The following is an 18,268-nucleotide window of genomic DNA, read 5'->3' on the forward strand; positions in this document are numbered from 1 at the left end:
GCCAGCTGACCCGTGCCTAGGCCAGCTGAGCGGCGCCGCGCAGGCCCAGCCCCCGGCGGTAGGCCCGGTCGAAGTCGTCGCCGAGCCGCTCCCGCACGGTCGTCCGGAGCAGGGCGGCGTCCAGATCGACCGCGAACGGGGTGCCCCGGATGGTCACCGCGGCGCCGATCAGGACCGCCGCCCGCTCGGCGTCGCCCCGCAGCAGCGCGACCCCGGCGAGGCCTTCGACGGCGAGGGCCACCGTGGTGCTGTCGTGCCAGCCGTCCGCCGACACCAGCGCCAGCCGGTGCAGTTCCTCGGCCCCGTCGGCGTCGCCCTCCGCGGCCAGGACCCAGCCGAGCGAGATCCTCGCGCCGGCACGGACGCCTTCCGCGGCGAACGAACCACCGGAACACTCCGCGAGCGCGCGTTCGCTCAACGCCCTGGCCGCTGCCAGATCGCCCTCGTGCCGGGCGAGGAACGCCAGCCCGATGTACCCGGCCGCCCGGCTTTCCGGCATCCCGGCGCGGCGCGCGATCTCGACGGCGAGCTCGAAATCCGCCCGCGCGCCCGCCGCGTCGCCGTGCAGCAGCTTGCTGCCGCCGCGACGGCACAGCAGGTCGGCGTTGTCGTCGGACGCGCCGAGTTCCCGGATCAGCCGCAGAGCCTCGTTCATCGTTTCGAGGGCCTCGGCCTGCCGGTTCGTCCAGATCAGGATCTGTGACAGGTGGTCGAGGGCCATCGAGAGGCCCCAGCGTTCCCCGATCCGGCGGAACTCCTCCGCCCCTTCGCGCAAGAACTGTTCCGCCGTTTCGAGGTCGCCCTGCAGCATCGCGCGGAGGCCGTAGCCCGTCGGCGCGAGCGCGAGACTCCAGGCATCGCTGTGCGCCAGCAACGCCTGGCTGCGTTTGATCAGCGCGTCGTCGTCACCGGGCGGCCCGCTCACGACGCCCAACAACAGCAGGAGCGCCGGGTTTCGTGGTGCCTTGGCCAGGGACAGCATGAGACCGTCCACCAGCGGCAGGTGCCTGTCGAGTGCTTCGTGGCCCCGCAGTCCGGCGGCGGCGGTGAGCACGCAGAGCTGGTACTCCTCTTCGAGGCCGTCCGGCGGTCGCTGTCCGAGCCGCTTGACCACTTCCAGGCTCAGCGTCGAACCTTCGAACCGGCGGCCGCGCATCCACCAGTACGTCACCAGCGAAGACGAAAGTCGGAGCGCGATCCGCACGTCGGATTCGGCGGACCAGCGCAACGCGGCCAGGAGATCGTCGTAAGCGGCGTCGAGACGGTCGAGCCAGACCAGTTGGTCACCCGTCCGCACGAGCGGATCCGCCTGCTCGGCGAGGGCAAGGAAGTGCTCTGCGTGCGCGCGCCGCAGCTGCTCGGTTTCGCCCGCTTCGGCGAGTTTCCCGGCGAAGAAGGCCCGGATCGTTTCGAGCATCCGATAGCGGTCACCGGTGCGCTCCACCAGCGATCTGTCCACAAGGGACGGAAGCAGCTCCGCGATGTCCGGCACGGCACAGACCGCTTCGGCGTCGGCGAGGGTCGTGCCGCCCGCGAAGACGGTCAGCCGCCTGCCCAGCAGGCGTTCGTCCTCTTCCAGGAGATCCCAGCTCCATTCGACGACGGCGCGCAGGGTGCGATGGCGGCTCTCGGCGACCCGGCTGCCCCGCGAGAGCAACCCGAACCGGTCGTCCAGCCGGGAGGCGATCTCGCCGACGGTCAGGGTCCGCACGCGCGCGGCGGCGAGTTCGATGGCCAGCGGCAGCCCGTCGAGCGCGGCGCAGACCCGCTGGACGTCACCCGCGGTGGAGTCGTCGACGGCGAAGCCCGGATCGCCCGCCCGGGCGCGGTCGGCGAACAGCCGGACGGCGGCGAACTCCAGCGATCGGGCGGGTGGCGTACCCGGCGGCGGCACGGCGAGCCGCGGCACGGGGGAGACGACCTCGCCGGTGATGCCCAGCGGTTCACGGCTGGTGGCGAGCACCCGCAGCGCGGGGGCCGCGCCGAGCAGCCGGGCGGCCAGTTTCGCGGCGGCCTCGATCAGATGCTCGCAGTTGTCGAGCACCAGCAGGACCGCCCGATCGGTCAGCGCGTCGATCAGCCGCTCCAGCGGCGCGTTCTCCACCGGGGCGGCGACCGTCCCGAGCGGGACCGTTCGCAGGCCGAGCGCGGTCAGCACGGCGTGCGCGACGTCGGCGTCTTCGGTGTACGGCGCGAGTTCCACGAAGACCGTCGGTAGGTCCATCGCGGCCGCGGTCTCGATGGCCAGCCGGGTCTTGCCCGCCCCGCCGGGGCCGGTCAGCGTCACCAGCCGCGAGCGGTCCAGCTGGCCGAGCACGTGCCGGAGGTCGCCTTCGCGGCCGATGAAGCTGGTCAGCTGGGCGGGGAGCGGCGTGGTCTCGATGGGTGCCGTCTTGACCGGCGGCGTCTCCCCGCGCAGCACGGCCAGATGCGCGGCGGCGAGATCCGGCCCGGGATCGGCGCCGAGTTCGTCGGCGAGGACACGGCGGGCGTCCTCGAACGCGGTGAGCGCGTCGGCGTGGCGTCCCGCGGCGTGCAGCGCGCGGATCAGCAGCGCACGCGGCCGTTCCCGCAGCGGTTGAGCGTCAACGACTTCGCGAAGATCGGGGAGGACGTCTTCGTGCCTTCCCAGCTTGAGCTCGGCTTCGACGCGGTCCTCGATCGCCGACGTCTTCAGCTCGTTCAGCCTGGTGACCTGCGGATCGCGGAACGGTGCGTCGGTGATGTCCGCGAACGCCGGGCCGCGCCAGAGACGGAGAGCGTCGTGAAGCAGTTCGGCCGCCTTCGTGGCGTCTCCCGCCGCGAGAGTGCGGCGCCCCTCGGCGGCAAGGCGCTCGAACCGGTGCACATCGACGTCGTCGGGGTTCACGGCCAGCCGGTAACCCGCCGGACTGAACTCGACGGGCGCGAGCTCCTTCAGCGCGCCGCGCAACCGCGAGACCTGCGATTGCAGCGCGTTCGCCACACCTTCGGGTGGCTGCTCGCCGTACAGACCGTCGATGAGCCGCTCCGCCGGGACCACCCGGCCCGCCTCCAGCGCGAGCAACGCGAACAACGTCCGGACCCTGGGCCCGCCGACCGGCACGGCGGTGCCGTCCTCGCGGCGCACCTCCGTCGCCCCCAGAACGCCGAATCGCATGGGTTAGAGACTAGGGCGTCGTTGACCTGGGCGGATCCAGCCCGCCCGAACTACGCCGATCGGCGTCTATACACTTCGCCGGGTCCCCACGCAATGGGAGAGGTATGTCTGAGCACGAACCCGTGGTCCTCGGTCAGCCGACCGTCGGCGACGAAGAACTCGCCGCCGTGGCGGAGGTCTTCCGGTCCGGCTGGCTGGCCGGTGCCGGCCCCGCTTGCCGCCGCTTCGAAGAACGCTTCGCGAAGACCGTCGGCACCGCGCACGCCCTGACCACCAGCAACTGTGGCTCGGCACTTTTCCTCGGGCTGCGTGTGCTCGGCGTGAAGCCGGGCGACGAGGTCATCGTCGGCGACTACACCTTCCCCGCCACCGGCCACGCCGTGCTCCAGGCGGGCGCGACGCCGGTGTTCGCGGACATCCGCCCCGACGTGTGGAGCGCCGACCCGGCGTCGATCGAAGCGCTGATCACCCCGCGCACGGTCGGCATCCTCGCCGTCGACGTCGCCGGTCAGCCCGGAGACTTCGACGAATACCGCGCGATCGCCGACAAGCACGGCCTGTGGCTCTTCGAAGACGCCGCCTGCGCCGCGGGCGCGACGTACAAGACCCGTCCGGCGGGCAGCCTCGCCGACCTGGCCGCGTTTTCCTTCCACGGCCGCAAGGGCATCACGGCGGGCGAGGGTGGCGCGCTGGTCTCGGACCGCGAAGACCTCATCGCACACGCGCGCAAGCTGCACACCTACGGCATCGAGCCCGCCATCACCCGCGAGGGTTCCGGTGCCCTGCCGATCCCGGAGTTCCACGAGCTGGGCTACAACTTCCGGCTCTCGGACGTGCAGGCCGCGATCATGAACGTCCAGCTGGACCGCCTCCCGGACCTGCTCTCGGCCCGCCGTTCGGTGGCGAAGCGCTACCACGAGGCGTTCGAGAACCTGCCCGGTCTCGACGTGCCGGTGGAATTGCCGGATCGCGAGCACCCGTGGCAGGCCTACATCCTCACGGTGGCTCCGGAGATCGACCGCGACGCGCTCGCGCTGCGGATCCGCGAGCAGGGCGTCCAGTGCAACTTCGGCACCTACGCCTCGCACCTCCAGCCCATCTACGGCAAGACGCAGACCTTGCCGGTATCGGCGGACCTCTTCGGCCGTCATCTCGCCATCCCGATGCACGCCAACCTCACCGATGCCCAGGTCGACCGGGTCATCGGGACCGTCAGCGCCGCACTGCCGAGCTAGGAGAGAAATGCCCGACAAGAAGGTCCTCTTCACCGGGGGCGGCGGTTTCATCGCCGCGCACGTCATCCCGATGCTGATCGACGGCGGCTACACCGTCCGCGTCTTCGACAACATGACCCGCGGCGACCGCGCCCGGATCAACGAGTTCGTCGCCACCGGCAAGGTCGAGCTGGTCGAGAAGGACGTGCGCTACGGCGGCGCCGTGCGCGAGGCCATGCGCGGCTGCACCCACGTGATCCACTTCGCCACCGTGTCGATCAACAAGTCGGTCGCGGACCCGCACGAGTCCATCGACATCAACATGGTCGGCAACCACAACGTCTTCGCCGCCGCGGCGGACGAGGGTGTCGAGCGGGTCGTGTTCGCCTCGACCGCGTCCGTCTACGGCGACCCGAAGCGGCTGCCGATGCACGAGGACGACGAGCTCAAGCCGCTCACGCCGTACTGCATCTCGAAGCGCGCGGGCGAGGACATGCTCGGCTTCTACGAGCGCACCAAGGGCCTGTCCTGGAACGCGCTGCGGTTCTTCAACGTGTACGGCCCCGGCCAGAAGATCGAGGCCTACTACACGTCGGTGATCAACCACTTCATCCAGCGCCTGCGCGCCGGCCAGCCGCCGATCATCGACGGCCGCGGCGACCAGTCGATGGACTTCGTGCACGTCACGGACCTCGCCCGCGCCGTCGTCGCGGCGCTCGAGTCGGAGCAGGCGAACGTGCCGATCAACATCGGCACCGGGATCGACACCTCGATCGCGACGCTGGCGAAGATCCTCATCGACGCCGTCGGCGTCAACGTCGAGCCGCTCTTCAACGAGCGCGACGTGCTGGTTTCGCGCCGTGCCGCCGACATCACCCGTGCCCGCGAGGTCCTCGGCTGGGAGCCGAAGATCTCCGTGGAAGAGGGCATGTACGAACTGGTGAAGGCCTCGGAGGGATGACCCCCGTCGACGCACTCTTCTCCGCGGAGACGGCATGGTGATGGCGCCAGGGGAGAGCCGCCCCATGCGTATCGCCGTGGTGAACAACTTCTTCCCGCCGAGGGTGGGCGGAAGCGCGCACATGGCGGCGTCCCTGGCCGAGCAGTACGCGGCGCGCGGGCACGAGGTGCTCGCGATCACCGCGGCCTACGCCGACGCCCCGGCCGACGAGACGAAGGACGGCTACCGCGTCGTCCGCCTGCCCGCGGTGAAGATGCCGCAGCTGGGCCTGTCGATCGACTTCGACATGAGCTTCGCCTCGCTGCGGCCGGGGAACTGGCGGCGGCTGCGGAAGCTGCTGGACGAGTTCAAGCCGGACGCGATCCACCTGCACGGGCAGTTCTTCGACCTGTCGTGGCTGGCAGGCCGATACGCGCGGCGGCACAAGCTGCCGATGCTGCTGACCATCCACACCCTGCTGATCAGCGACAACAAGCTGTACGGCGGCGTGTTCCGGTTCCTGGACACCGTGCTGGTGAACCCGATCCTGCGCTACCTCAAGCCGCGTTACGTCATCCTCGACAAGCTCGGGGTCGACTACTGCGTCGAGCGCTACGGCACCAGCGACGCGAACTCGGACTACTTCCCGATCGCCGTCGACACCGGGAACTTCGAGAAGCCCTTGACTCTCGATGTGCGCGCCGAGCACGACCTGGGTGACGGCCCGCTGATCGTCTCGCTCGGGCACGTGATCCCGCTGCGCAACCGGCTCCCGCTCGTCGAGGCACTTCCGTCCATTTTGGACAAGCACCCCGGCGTGAAGGTGGTCGTCGTCGGGCGCGTCTATCACGACGTTTTCCTGAAGCGCGCGGAAGAACTCGGCGTCGCGGACGCCATCATCGTCACCGGCGCCGTGCCGAAGGCCGATGTCCCCGCGTACTTCGCCGCCGCAGACATCGTGACGCACGACCTCAACGGCGGCTGCGGCACCGCGTCGCTGGAGGCGATGCTCTCGGGCACCGCGACCATCGCGTCGGTCACCGAGGACAACTACCCCGGCATCGAACTGCGCAACGGCGAGAACATCCTGCTGGTGCGGCCGGACGACAGCGAGGCGGTGGCGGAAACCGTCATCGAACTGCTCGACGACCCCCAGAAGCGGGCTTTGGTGGCACAGCGGGAAAGCGCGATGGTGCGGGCCAACTTCGGCCTCGACGTCGTCGCCGAAGAACACCTGCGTACCTTCGAGAAACTGGTGACCGAGGCCGATGTTCTTCGATGACGAGCGCAGCAACCGGCTGCGCCCGCAGATCCTGACCGAACTCGTCTCGCAGTACATGAACGACGCCGAGCGCGCTCGTTTCTACGGTCTGCCGGAGTCGACGAGGGTCCGCGAACGGGTCAAGATCATCAGCCCGGAGAACCTGAAGATCGGCGAACACTGCTGGATCGGCGAAGGCGCCGCCCTCGACGCGAGCGGCGGGCTGGAGATCGGCGAACACACCAGCATCGGCCTGAACACGCTGATCTTCACGCATTCCAGCTGGCTCGCGAACATGACGTTGCAGAACCACTCCGGCAGCGACCTCATCGAACGCAAACCCGTGAAAATCGGCAAAGGCTGCTTCATCGGCGGCCTCGTCGTGATCATGGCAGGCGTCACGATCGGCGATTTCGCCACCGTGCAGCCGAATTCCGTGGTCGCCAAGGACGTCCCGCCGCGCACCCTGGTGGCGGGTAACCCCGCCCGCGTGTTCCAGAAGTACGACGACGAGTACATCCAGTCCGAAGTGGAGCGTGTGCGCGGCGAGAACGCGCGGCGGCGCGCGCTGGCCGAGGAACGGGGGGACACCCCTGGCTCTTGGGGTGCCCCGGCGGGCGATTTCACGGAGTAGCTAGAGCCGGTCGGCCATCAGCTTCGCCACCGACGAGTAGACGTCGGTTCTGGTCTCGTACAGGTACAGCGTCGCGACCCGTGTTTCGCCGTGGCTACGCTTCCCCACGGTCACCAGAATGTCGAGGTCCGGCCCGTCGTTGGGAATCTTGCACCACAAGGCCTGCTCGCCGACGCCGGGAAGCTGAGTGACCTGGGGGTCACCAAGTTCTCCGAATACGCCGAAGTCGGCATCGAGCACTACTGGATCGTCGACCTCGAAGACCCGGCGAGCATGACCACCTACCGCCCGATCGACGGCGAGTACGAGAACTTCGGCGAGCACACCGGCAAAGCGAGCCTCGATTTCGACGGCACCCCGCTCACCTTCGATCTCGACGCGCTGACCACTCGCCACGCGCAGCGCCCCTGACTGGTTGGCGACCCGTGCCCCCAATGTGGCATTGGGGTCGCTCAACGTCCCCAATGCCACATTGGGGGCGTCTTCCAGAGCCGACTACTAGGCTCGACGGGGAGTTCCCCGGGGTGAGAAGGGTGTCAGATGAGGTTCAAGCGGTTCGGCGCGTCGTTGCTGGTCGCCGGGTTGGCCCTGCTGGGCGCCGCGGCCCCGGCGATGGCCCATTCGGAGTTGAAGAGCAGTGATCCGGCGAGGGGCGCTTCGCTGGCGACGCCGCCGACGCAGGTCAAGCTGACCTTCTCGGGTCCGGTCACCCTCGCCGACAACCCGATCCAGATCACCGGACCGGAGAACGCGTCGTGGACGGTCGGCCGCGCGGAGGTCGCCGGCACCGTTGTCACGGCGCCGGTCCAGGCCGTCGGGCCCGCGGGCGAGTACACCCTCCGCTACAAGGTGACCTTCGACGACTCGCACGCCGCGAGCGGCTCGGTGAAGTTCAACCTCAGCGCCCCGGTAGCCGCCCCGAGCAGCCAGAGCCAGCCGAGCAGCCAAGCCCAAGCCTCCGCGAGCAGTGCCACCCCCGCGCCGCAGGCCGACGAGACCGCTCCCGAAGACCTGGTGCCGTCCTGGGTGTGGATCGTCCTCGCGGTCGCTGTGGTCGTCGCCGGTCTCGTCGTGGCGCTCCGGTTCACTAGTCGGAAGGACTGAGCCTTCACGGAACGGGAGCGGTCGAGGCAACCTTTCAGGTGGTCAACCGTCGAACGGAGATGAGGACCAGGGTGGCTCGCGGCGATGACGAGTTCGTCGAGTTCGTGCGGAACTCGGCGACCCGTCTTCAGCATGCGGCCTTTCTGCTCACCAGCGACCGCCATCAGGCCGAGGACGCCGCCCAGACGGCGCTCGCGAAGACGTACGCGGCCTGGTCGCGCGTGCGCCGCAAGGACGCCTACGCGTACGCGCGGCAGGTCCTCGTCAATCACATCATCGACGGCTGGCGGCGCCCGATCCGCGAGAACGCCACGGAGGACATCCCCGAGCAGCCGAGTGGTCTGGATGTCGCCGGTGCCGTTGTCCAGCGGAAATGGTTGCTTGACGCGTTGCGTACGCTCACAGACCGGGAGAGAGCCGTCGTGGTGCTCAGGCACTTCTTCGACTTGAAGGAATCCGATGTGGCCGGCGAACTGGGTGTCTCGGTCGGCACCGTGAAGAGCACCAATTCCCGCGCCCTGACCAAGCTGCGGATCACCGCGGAGGACGGAACGGAACTGATCGGGGGGCTGGGACGATGACCGACCTCGAGACGCTCCGCTCGGCTCTACGGGAACCTCCCGGCGAGGAGTTCGCCGAACCCGATCTCGGCGCGATCATGACCAAGGGCAGGCGGATCCGGCGTCGCCGCCGTCTCGCGACCGGTGCGGGCGGGGTCGCCGCCACGCTGGTGACGGTGCTGGTCATCGTCGGCACCGATACCGGCACCGGCGAGCCCGACGATCACCGAAGCCCCGTCCGAGCAGCCTTTCGGCGAGGCGATCTCGCTTGGGGTCAAGGGAGAAGGCGGCCGTGATCTGGTGCTTTACGCCTTCGCGATCGACGAGCCGCAGATGCCGGACGTCAGGTTCGGCCTCCAGGTCGCGTACCGGAACCAGACGGGCGAGTACGACGCGCTCCTGGCCAGCAACGAGTTCAAGGGATCCGATCGGTCGTTCGGTTTCCACGCGGTGGACGGCGGCGACGTGATCCGGGGGACGTTCGTGCCCGTGTTCGGCTACTTCGCCGGTCCGGCGGCGCGGATCACCAGCACCGTCCGCGGGAAACCGGTCGAGGCCAAGGCGATCCCCTGGAGCGAGGACCCGTCGATCGTCCTCTTCTGGTTCGACGGCGCCCAGGTGGAGTCGGCGGGAGCGCTGACCCCCCTCATCGCTTACGACGCGAAGGGCCAGCGCCTCACCAAATAACGCAATTCGGCACCTGGTTGCGATCGTTGCACGAGCAAGGATCGCAACCAGGTGCCGAATTGCGAGGAGAGATCAGGCCGCGGCCTGCGTCAGCACCTGGTCGACGACGGCGTGCGACGGCAGGATCAGGTCCCGCTCGGTGTCGGCGTCGATCTTGCCTTCGAGCAGGTCGACGAACCGGTCCAGCTGGGTGGCGAGGGGTTCGCGCGCGGTGACCAGTTCCGGGATCTCGATGACCGTCTGCTGCCGGTAGCCGAGGCCGTCCTCGGTGACCGAGTCGTGCGAGACGTGCCGGTAGATGGTGACGTCGCGGCGAAGCAGGTCGATCTCGATCATGCGGTCCAGTTCGGACACCCAGAGCGAGCGGACCTTGCGCTGGCCGAGACGCGACGCGGAGACCGTGGCGAGCCCGGACTCGAACGACAGCACCGTCTCGATGGTGTCTTCGGCGCCTTCGACCGAGTTCGGGTGGAAGTAGCCGGCGCCGGAGGCGACCCGCTGCGGGGTCGCGCCGCCGAAGAACTGGATCGCCAGGTCGACGTCGTGCACCAGCAGGTCCCACGCGACACCGGTCTTGATACGCGGCGCGTACGGGCCGTGGCGGCGGGCCATCAGGTGGATCGGCTCGTTGACCAGCGCCCGCGCGGTCATCACGGCCGGGTTGTAGCGCTCCAGGAGCCCGCACATCAGCGGGACGTCCTTCTTCGCCGAAAGCCCGACGATCTCCTGGGAGAACTCGAAGCTGTTGCACACCGGCTTCTCGACCAGCATCGGCTTGCCCTGGCCGAGGATCTCCTGCGCCAGCTCGTAATGCGCCTCGGTCGCCGAAGCGAGCACGACGGCGTCCACATCGGACAGAGAGCCGATTTCGGGCGTCCACTGGGTTTCGTAGCGTTCGGCGACCTTGCGGCCCGCCTCTTCGCGCGGGTCGATCACGCGGACGAGGTCCACGCGCTCGTTCGCGGCGAGGACACGGGCGTGCAGCGAACCCATGTTCCCGGTGCCGATGAGGGCGATCTTGTGCGTGGTCATGCGCCGAGAACCTCGCGAACCGTTTCGATGATGGTGTCCAGGTCGGACTCGGAAAGATGCGGGTGCACCGGCAGGGAAAGCGCCTGCGCGGCGACGGAACCGGCCACCGGGAAGTCCTCGACCTTCGCGTCGGGGATCAGCGGGTTGTCCCGGTAGCAGTCGTAGTCGAAGACGATCTTCGGGTAGTAGATCCCGTTGCCGATGCCGCGCTCGGTGAGGGCGGAGGCGAGTTCGTCGCGCGAGAGGAAGGCGTGCGGGCCGACCAGCACGGTGTACTGGTGCCACACGTGCTCGCGGCCCGGCAGGACCTGCGGGAGGTCGAGGCCCGGGGTGCCGGCGAGGCCTTCGGTGAGGCGCTTCGCGTTGGCCTGGCGAGCGGCGGTGAGCTGGTCGAGCTTCTCCAGCTGCGGGATGCCGACGGCGGCGTGCAGGTCGGTCATCCGGTAGTTGTGCCCGGCGACCTCGTACTGGTAGCGGGCGCGCATGCCCTGGTTGCGCAGCACCCGCAGCGCGTCGGCGAGCTTGTCGTCGTCCGTGGTGATCACGCCGCCCTCGGCGGTGGTCACGTTCTTGGTGGCGTACAAGGAGAAGCAGCCGATCCCGAACGAGCCCGACGGCTTGCCCTGGAACGACGCGCCGACGGCCTGCGCGGAGTCCTCGATGACCTTGAGACCGTGCTCGGCGGCCAGCGGCGCGAGCTTGCCCATGTCCGCGGTCTGCCCGTAGAGGTGCACGGGCATCAGGACCTTGGTGCGGTCGGTGATCGCGGCGGCGACGGCGTCCGGGTCGATCGCGAAGTCGTCGCGCCGGATGTCGGCGAAGCGGACGGTCGCGCCGGCTTCCAGGATCGCGTTCAGCGTCGCCACGAAGGTGAACGGCGAGGTGACGACCTCGTCGCCCGGCTGAAGGCCGAGCGCCTGGATGGCGGCGACCAGCGCGGTGGTGCCGTTGTTGACGGCGATCGCGTGCTTCGTGCCGGAAACGCTCGCGAACGCGTCCTCGAAGCGCTTGACCATCGGTCCCTGTGCGATGGCGCCGGATCGCAGCACCTCGACGACGAGGTCCTCCGCGTCACGGACGTCGACCACGGTAATGGGGATCATCTGCAAGTCTCTCTCGACTGGGCGTTCTGGTGCGTCCGGTACAGTGAGCCGCCGGTTCTGCGCCCGGCCGCCCTCTCTGGCGCGGGCCACACGTTACCGGGACCGCCGAAGCGCCCAATACCCCAGGCTGCCTCCAGCCACAACGAACGGAACTCACGTGGTGAACCGCATCCACCCGACAGCAGTCATCGGCGAGGGTGTCGAGCTCGGTGAAGACAACGTCATCGGACCGTTCACGGTCATCGTGGGCCCCACGCGGATCGGGGACGGCAACTGGATCGGCCCGCACGTGACCATCGGGACCCCCGGCGAGGATCGCGGCCGCGAGCACCCCGCCGCCTGGGAATCCGCGCCGAACGGTGATCCCGATCACGACGGCCACGGCGTCGTCATCGGCAGCCGCAACCGGATCCGCGAGTACGTGAGCGTCCACCAGGGCACCTGGCGCACCACCACCATCGGCGACGGCGGCTACTTCCTGCGTGGCTCCCACATCGCCCACGACTGCATCGTCGAAGACGCCGTCACGGTCGCTTCGAACGTCATCACCGGCGGCCACTGCCACATCTGGTCCGGGGCGAACCTGGGCATGGGCGCGATCCTGCACCAGCGGGTCGTCGTCGGCCCCGGCGCGATGGTCGGGATGAGCTCCGCGGTCCGCAAGGAGGTGGGCGCGTTCACCATCGCCGTGGGCAACCCCGCGCGGGTGACCGGCGTCAACACCGTGGGCCTGTCTCGCCGAGGCCTGGACGAGGCGGCCATCGAGGCGCTGGGACCGTGGCTGAAGGGTAAGGCCGGTCTCCCTGAGGACGGGCTGGCCGACCGGCTGCCCGGCGACCTCTCTACCTTGGTGAAGGCGTGGGACGCCCGTCCGCGCGAGTGACACTAGGAGTCTGAAGATGGCGGAAGTCGCCGGCAAGCTGCGTGAGGTCTTCGTCGAGGCGCTGGACCTCGATGGCGACGTCGACGTCGAAAACCTGAAGTACCGCGACATCGAGGCATGGGACTCGGTCGGTCACATGGCGCTGGTCGCGGCCATCGAGGACGAGTTCGACGTGGAATTCGACACCGACCAGGTGATCGACATGTCCAGCTTCAAGGTCGCCGTCGACATGGTGACCGACCTCCAGAACAAGTGATGCTGGACGGAAAGGTCGCCCTGGTCACCGGCGGAACCCGGGGCATCGGGCTGGCCACCGCGCGGGCGCTCGCCGAGGCGGGCGCCACCGTCGTCCTGACCGGCCGCGACGAGGCCAAGGCCAAGGAAGCGGCGGCCGCGGCGGGGGCCGCGAGCGGGCTCGCCCTGGACGTCACCGACGCCAAGGCCGTGTCGACGCTGGTCCGCGGCGTGGCCAAGGAGCACGGCAAGCTCGACATCGTGGTCGCCAACGCCGGGATCATGGAGGACGCGCTCCTCGGCATGATCCGCGAGGAACTGGTCGACACCACGCTGAGCACGAACGTCGCCGGCACGCTGCACACCGTCCAGGCCGCCGCCAGGGCGATGATGCGCAAGAAGACCGGATCGATCGTGGTGCTGGCTTCGATCGTCGGCGAGCACGGAAGCGCCGGTCAGACGGTGTACGCGGCCTCGAAGGCGGCGGTGGCGAACATCGCGCGTTCGGCCGCGAAGGAGCTCGGCCGGTCCGGGATCCGGGTCAACGCGGTGGCGCCCGGCGTCATCGACACCGACCTGACCTCGGGTCTCACCGAGGACGCCAAGGCCGAGAACATCGGCAAGACCCCGCTCGGGCGGCTCGGCACGCCCGAAGACGTGGCGAACGCGATCCGGTTCCTCGTCAGTGATGACGCCTCGTTCATCACCGGCCAGGTGCTGGGCATCGATGGAGGACTTGTTCTGTAATGACCCTGTTGGGTGTGGGTGCACGACTGATCGACGTCACCAGCGGCAAAACGCTCGCGGGTGAAGAACTCGACGCCGAGGTCACCCGCGTGGGTGCCGCGTTGTCGCTGCTGCCGCCGGGCGCGCTGTTCGCGCGGATGTCGGTGGACCTCGAAAGCGTGCTGAACTACCTCGGCGCGTTCGAGGCGGGCCGCGCGATCGCGCTGATCGACCCGGCGCTGGACGCCGACGTCCTGGCGGGGCTCATCGAGCGGTTCCGCCCGGCGGCCGTGCTGTCCGCGCCGGACGCGCCCGCACCCGAGGGTTACGGCGTTTCCGACGGACACTGGGTCCGGAAGTCCACCGAGGGCGTCGAGCCGCATCCCCACCTGGCGATCCTGCTCCCGACCAGCGGTTCCACCGGCAACCCGAAGCTGGTCCGGCTCGCGCGCAATGCTGTCTACGCGAACGCCGACGCGATCGCCGAGGTGCTCGGCATCGACCGCGACGAGGTCGCGCCGACCAGCCTCCCCCTGCACTACAGCTACGGCCTGTCCGTGCTGAACTCGCATCTCGTCCGCGGCGCGACCGTGGTCATCGAGCCGTCGGGTGTGCTCGGGCGCGGGTTCTGGGACGCGGTCAACGAGCACAAGGTCACCTCGCTCGCGGGTGTGCCGTACCACTACGAGATGTTGCGGCGCCTCAAGTTCGATCCGGCGAAGTACCCGACGCTGCGCACGCTGACCCAGGCGGGCGGCAAGCTCCGCGACGACCTCGTCGCCCAGTTCAACGACAAGATCCGCGAGGTCGGCGGGCGGATGTTCGTGATGTACGGGCAGACCGAGGCCGCCCCGCGGATGACCACCGTCCCGGCGGAACGGCTCGCGGAGAAGCTCGGCTCGGCCGGGCCCGCGCTGCCCGGCGGCGCGTTCGCGATCCGGCGCGAGGACGGTTCCGAGACCAAGCACCCGAAGATCGTCGGCGAGGTCGTCTACCGCGGGCCCAACGTGATGATGGGATACGCCGAGGACGAGGCCGGGCTGGCCGCGGGTGACGAGTACGGCGGCGTGCTGGCCACCGGCGATCTCGGCTACCTCGACGAGGACGGGTTCCTCTACATCACCGGACGGCTCAAGCGGATCGGCAAGGTCTTCGGCAACCGGGTCAGCCTGGATGATCTCGAGCACGCCGTGCGTTCCGCCTCGGTGGGGATCGACGTCGTGGCCGCCGTCCCGGCCGGGGACAAGGTCGTCCTGTTCGCCGAGGGCGCCGACAAGGACATCTGCAAGGACGCGTCGAAGGCGCTGTCCGAGCGGCTGCACCTGCACACCAGCGGGTTCGACGTCCGCCCCATCGACACCGTGCCGCTGCTGGCCAGCGGCAAGATCGACTACCGGTCGCTGGAGGCCCAGGTATGAGTGTGTTCACGCTTTCGCAGGCGGAGCGCGAGAAGTCGTTGCTTCCGCAGCTCGCCGAGCTGACCGCGCACCACCGCGAGAACTCGGAAGGATACGAACGCATCCTGTCCTCGCTCGGCATCGCGCGGGACGCGGAGTTCGCCTCCATCGCGGATCTGCCGTGGCTGCCGGTGCGGATGTTCAAGACGCACGACCTGCGCAGCATCCCCGAGTCCGAGATCTTCAAGACGCTGACGTCCTCGGGCACCACCGGCGCGGGCGCGTCCCGGATCTACCTGGACAAGGCCGCGGCAGGCGCGCAGACCAAGCAGCTCGGCGCCACCCTGCAGGAAGTCCTCGGCGGCGAGCGGCTGCCGATGCTGATGGTCGACACGATCGGCATCATCAAGAACCGCCGTTCGTTCTCCGCGCGCGGCGCGGGCGTGCTGGGCATGGCCAACTTCGGCCGCAAGCACACCTACGTGCTCGACGAGAACGACCAGCCGGACGTCGAGGCGGTCAAGACGTTCCTTGCCACCTACGGCGACAAGCCGTTCCTGATCTTCGGCTTCACCTTCATGGTGTGGCAGTACCTCTACGAGGTCGCGCGCGAGCACAAGCTGGATCTGTCCAACGGGATCCTGATCCACTCCGGCGGCTGGAAGAAGCTGATCGACCGCGCGGTCGACAACACCGAGTTCCGCCGTCGGTTCAAAGAGGACACCGGGCTCACCCGGATCCACAACTACTACGGGATGATCGAGCAGATCGGCACCGTGTTCCTCGAAGGTCCGTCCGGGAACTCGTTGTACTGCCCCGATTTCGCCGACGTCGTGATCCGGAACCCGGAGACGTGGGAAGAGCAGCCGGTCGGCGAACCCGGCGTGATCGAGGTCGTCAGCACGCTGCCGCACTCGTACCCTGGCCATGTCCTGCTCACCGAAGACCTCGGCGTCTACAACGGAATCGACGACGGCGACTGGCCGGGCAAGCACTTCTCGGTCATGGGCAGACTGCCCAAGGCCGAGGCCCGCGGCTGCTCGGACACCTTCCAGGGGGCGGCGGCATGAGCACACTGAACCAGCGATTCCCGCTTTCGGAAGCCATCGAGGTCTCCTCTCTGGTCGAGGAGCTGCGGGCCGAACCCGTCGGCGGACGGCTGCGCGTGGGCGATCCGCGTGTCGTCGAGTTCCTGACGAAGTTCGCGCGCAAGTTGCTCGCGCCCGCGACCGCGCGCCGGTTCCCGGAGCTGGCGTCGCTCGGTTTCTTCCTGCGCAAGGGAGAGATCGCCAAGGCTCTGTCCACTTTGGAGACTTCCGGCGACGCGCTGCGCTTCCCGCGCGGGTTGGTCTTCCACGTTCCGCCCGCCAACGTCGACACGATCTTCGTGTACTCGTGGGCGCTTTCGGCGCTGGCCGGTAACCACAACGTCGTCCGGGTGTCGTCGCGTTCGGCCGGTGCGGCGGAAACGGTGCTGGAGGCCCTGAACGCCGCACTGTCCGAAGTGGACGCCGACACCGCCGCCGCGATCACCGCGACGCAGCGCATGGTCACCTACGACCGCAGCGACGCGATCAGCAGCGCGCTGTCGGTCGCCGCGGATCTGCGGGTCATCTGGGGCGGCGACGCCTCGGTCGCGGCCCTGCGCAAGTACCCGCTGGCCCCGCACGCGCGCGACCTGACCTTCCCGGACCGGTCTTCGTTCGCGGTCGCGTCGGTGCGCGGCTGGCAGAACGCCTCCGAAGCCGAGCGTCGCGGCGCGGCCGAGGGCTTCTACAACGACTCGTACTGGTTCGACCAGGCCGCCTGCTCGTCGCCGCGCGCGGTGTTCTGGGTCGGCGACGAAACCGGGGCCAAGGAAGCCGGGCAGGAGTTCCGGAAGCTGCTCGCCGAGGTGCTGGCGACGAAACAGCACGTCACCGAGCCCGCCATGGCCGTGCAGAAGCGGGTTTCGGCGTACGGCGCGGCCGTCGACGGGCTCGTCAACGGCATCGACTTCCAGGGCAACGGCCTGGCGACGCTGGAGCTGACCGATCCCGCCATCCTGCCGCGCGAGTGGCTCGGCGCGGGTACTTTCGCCAACGCGCGGGTCGACACGCTTTCCGACCTCGTCCCGATCGTGCTCCGCAAAGATCAAACCGTCGGTCAATTCGGCTTCACCAAAGAAGAATTGACCGAATTCGTGACGGAATTGGCCGGCCGCGGCGTCGACCGTGTCGTTCCTTTCGGATCGGCCCTGACGTTCTCCGCGATTTGGGACGGCTACGATCTGCTGACCGAGTTCAGCCGCCTGGTGACCGTACAGGCCTGACCTGCGGCGACAGAGGTTTCAGCAGAGGAGGTTCAGTGACGACAGTCGAAACGCCCGAAGAGGAGTCTTCGGTTGCGGTAAAGCAGCCGAAATCCACCAAGGCGAAGATCCTCGACGTCGTCCGCTGGGTCGCCATCCTGCTGGTCGTGGGATTCGCGGCGAAGACCCTGGTCACCAATTGGGGTGAATTCTGGCGCACGCTGTCCGAGGTCGCCTGGGAATCCTCCACGTTGAGCCTGCTCGCGCTCATCGCCGCGATCATGGTGTCGACCTACGGCTGGCAGGTCATGGTCGACGACCTCGGAAAGCCGATCGGCTACGCCCGCGGCGCGCAGATCTGCCTCGTCGGCTCGCTCGGTAAATACGTGCCGGGTTCGGTGTGGGCGTACCTGCTGCAGATGGAACTGGGCCGCAAGGCCGGGCTCGCCAGGGCACGGATCTTCACCGGCTCGCTGATCCAGCTCGGCGTCGGCGTGGTGTCGGCGCTGGTCGTCTCGCTGCTCGCGGCCCCCGCGGTGTTCAGCAACAGCCCGCGGGCGCTGTGGCTGTTCGTACTGATCCCGGTCGGCCTGGCGATGCTGCATCCGCGCGTGCTCACCTGGGGTACGTCGCTGGTGCTGCGGATCCTGCGCCGACCGCCGCTGGACCACCGGCTGAGCTGGTCGGTCGTCGGGAAGGTCTTCGGCTCGTCGACGGCGGCGTGGGCGCTCCAGGGCGTGCACCTGTGGCTGCTGGCGAACTCCGTCGGCACACCCGGCTTCAGCGGTTTCGTGCTGTGCGTCGGCGCGATGGCCGTCGCGATGACCGTCGGGACGTTCGCGTTCATCCTGCCCAGCGGGGTCGGCGTCCGCGAGGTCGCGCAGGTCGCCGTGCTCACCGCGTCGGGTCTCACCGTCGTCCAGGCGACGGCTTTCGCCATCGCTTCGCGGGTCATGTTCACCGTCGCCGACCTGATCACCGCCGGCGCCGCCGCCCTCTCCGCCCGCCTCGTGAACCGCAATTAGTCACCTACTTGCGGCCTGGCACCTCGCGCTGGTCGCCCG

The 18,268-nt window shown here is 68.9% G+C and carries 19 protein-coding genes; 16 read left to right on the top strand and 3 right to left on the bottom strand.

Going from position 1 to position 18,268, the window contains the following annotated elements; translation table 11 throughout:
* Positions 1-16 precede the first annotated feature (16 nt).
* A complete protein-coding gene (locus DL991_RS02535) occupies positions 17-3,139 on the bottom strand; it encodes a BTAD domain-containing putative transcriptional regulator (protein WP_125780536.1) in 3,123 nt (1,040 codons plus the stop codon).
* Between the two features lie 104 nt (positions 3,140-3,243).
* Here DL991_RS02535 and DL991_RS02540 point away from each other — a divergent pair, with 104 nt between their 5' ends.
* From DL991_RS02540 to DL991_RS43930, 9 genes are all read left to right on the top strand, one after another.
* Entirely contained in the window at positions 3,244-4,374 is a 1,131-nt protein-coding gene (locus tag DL991_RS02540) for a DegT/DnrJ/EryC1/StrS aminotransferase family protein (RefSeq protein WP_125780538.1), read from the top strand.
* 7 nt (positions 4,375-4,381) lie between these two features.
* On the top strand, positions 4,382-5,314 hold the full coding sequence (locus tag DL991_RS02545; RefSeq protein ID WP_125780540.1) for an NAD-dependent epimerase/dehydratase family protein: 933 nt from the start codon (positions 4,382-4,384) through the stop codon (positions 5,312-5,314).
* A gap of 64 nt (positions 5,315-5,378) precedes the next feature.
* Positions 5,379-6,575: a glycosyltransferase family 4 protein gene (locus DL991_RS02550; RefSeq protein WP_125780542.1), complete on the top strand. Its 1,197-nt coding sequence runs from the start codon at positions 5,379-5,381 to the stop codon at positions 6,573-6,575.
* Entirely contained in the window at positions 6,562-7,188 is a 627-nt protein-coding gene (locus DL991_RS02555) for a DapH/DapD/GlmU-related protein (RefSeq protein WP_076164038.1), read from the top strand. The genes DL991_RS02550 and DL991_RS02555 overlap by 14 nt, the downstream gene beginning before the upstream one ends.
* Positions 7,189-7,278: 90 nt before the next feature.
* Positions 7,279-7,599, top strand: coding sequence for a Uma2 family endonuclease (locus DL991_RS02560; RefSeq protein ID WP_233598647.1), 321 nt, complete (start codon positions 7,279-7,281; stop codon positions 7,597-7,599).
* A gap of 129 nt (positions 7,600-7,728) precedes the next feature.
* On the top strand, positions 7,729-8,292 hold the full coding sequence (locus DL991_RS02565; RefSeq protein WP_125780544.1) for a copper resistance CopC family protein: 564 nt from the start codon (positions 7,729-7,731) through the stop codon (positions 8,290-8,292).
* 71 nt (positions 8,293-8,363) lie between these two features.
* On the top strand, positions 8,364-8,873 hold the full coding sequence (locus tag DL991_RS02570; RefSeq protein WP_125780546.1) for a SigE family RNA polymerase sigma factor: 510 nt from the start codon (positions 8,364-8,366) through the stop codon (positions 8,871-8,873).
* The gene (locus tag DL991_RS43925) at positions 8,870-9,148 is read left to right on the top strand and encodes a hypothetical protein (RefSeq protein WP_370305387.1); all 279 of its coding nucleotides are present in this window, start codon (positions 8,870-8,872) and stop codon (positions 9,146-9,148) included. Before DL991_RS02570 ends, DL991_RS43925 begins: the two co-directional genes overlap by 4 nt.
* A 4-nt stretch (positions 9,149-9,152) precedes the next feature.
* The gene (locus DL991_RS43930) at positions 9,153-9,539 is read left to right on the top strand and encodes a hypothetical protein (protein WP_370305389.1); all 387 of its coding nucleotides are present in this window, start codon (positions 9,153-9,155) and stop codon (positions 9,537-9,539) included.
* 72 nt (positions 9,540-9,611) lie between these two features.
* Here DL991_RS43930 and DL991_RS02580 read toward each other — a convergent pair whose 3' ends face one another.
* Together DL991_RS02580 and DL991_RS02585 are read right to left on the bottom strand one after the other, a co-directional pair.
* Positions 9,612-10,571: a Gfo/Idh/MocA family protein gene (locus DL991_RS02580; protein ID WP_125780548.1), complete on the bottom strand. Its 960-nt coding sequence runs from the start codon at positions 10,569-10,571 to the stop codon at positions 9,612-9,614.
* Positions 10,568-11,674 (bottom strand): DegT/DnrJ/EryC1/StrS aminotransferase family protein, encoded by a 1,107-nt coding sequence (locus tag DL991_RS02585; RefSeq protein ID WP_125780550.1) that lies wholly within the window; start codon positions 11,672-11,674, stop codon positions 10,568-10,570. The genes DL991_RS02580 and DL991_RS02585 overlap by 4 nt, the downstream gene beginning before the upstream one ends.
* 157 nt (positions 11,675-11,831) lie before the next feature.
* On the opposite strand from DL991_RS02585, the gene DL991_RS02590 reads away from it, so the two are divergent.
* The 7 genes from DL991_RS02590 to DL991_RS02620 are packed head-to-tail and all read left to right on the top strand — an operon-like array spanning position 11,832 to position 18,229.
* Positions 11,832-12,557, top strand: coding sequence for a UDP-N-acetylglucosamine acyltransferase (locus DL991_RS02590; protein WP_125780552.1), 726 nt, complete (start codon positions 11,832-11,834; stop codon positions 12,555-12,557).
* Positions 12,558-12,573: 16 nt separating this feature from the next.
* The gene (locus DL991_RS02595) at positions 12,574-12,813 is read left to right on the top strand and encodes an acyl carrier protein (protein WP_061980346.1); all 240 of its coding nucleotides are present in this window, start codon (positions 12,574-12,576) and stop codon (positions 12,811-12,813) included.
* Positions 12,813-13,538, top strand: a complete 726-nt coding sequence (locus DL991_RS02600; RefSeq protein ID WP_199753794.1) for an SDR family NAD(P)-dependent oxidoreductase — start codon at positions 12,813-12,815, stop codon at positions 13,536-13,538. Before DL991_RS02595 ends, DL991_RS02600 begins: the two co-directional genes overlap by 1 nt.
* Positions 13,538-14,935, top strand: a complete 1,398-nt coding sequence (locus DL991_RS02605) for an AMP-binding protein (RefSeq protein ID WP_125780556.1) — start codon at positions 13,538-13,540, stop codon at positions 14,933-14,935. Before DL991_RS02600 ends, DL991_RS02605 begins: the two co-directional genes overlap by 1 nt.
* Positions 14,932-15,984, top strand: coding sequence for an acyl-protein synthetase (locus DL991_RS02610; protein WP_125780558.1), 1,053 nt, complete (start codon positions 14,932-14,934; stop codon positions 15,982-15,984). The genes DL991_RS02605 and DL991_RS02610 overlap by 4 nt, the downstream gene beginning before the upstream one ends.
* Complete coding sequence (locus tag DL991_RS02615) at positions 15,981-17,225, top strand: acyl-CoA reductase (protein ID WP_125780560.1); 1,245 nt, start codon at positions 15,981-15,983, stop codon at positions 17,223-17,225. The genes DL991_RS02610 and DL991_RS02615 overlap by 4 nt, the downstream gene beginning before the upstream one ends.
* A 35-nt stretch (positions 17,226-17,260) precedes the next feature.
* Positions 17,261-18,229 carry a lysylphosphatidylglycerol synthase transmembrane domain-containing protein gene (locus DL991_RS02620; protein ID WP_125780562.1) on the top strand — a complete coding sequence of 323 codons (969 nt, stop codon included), beginning with the start codon at positions 17,261-17,263 and terminating at the stop codon, positions 18,227-18,229.
* Positions 18,230-18,268 lie beyond the last annotated feature (39 nt).

This window comes from Amycolatopsis sp. WAC 01375 (genome assembly GCF_003947325.1).
Classification (GTDB): domain Bacteria; phylum Actinomycetota; class Actinomycetes; order Mycobacteriales; family Pseudonocardiaceae; genus Amycolatopsis.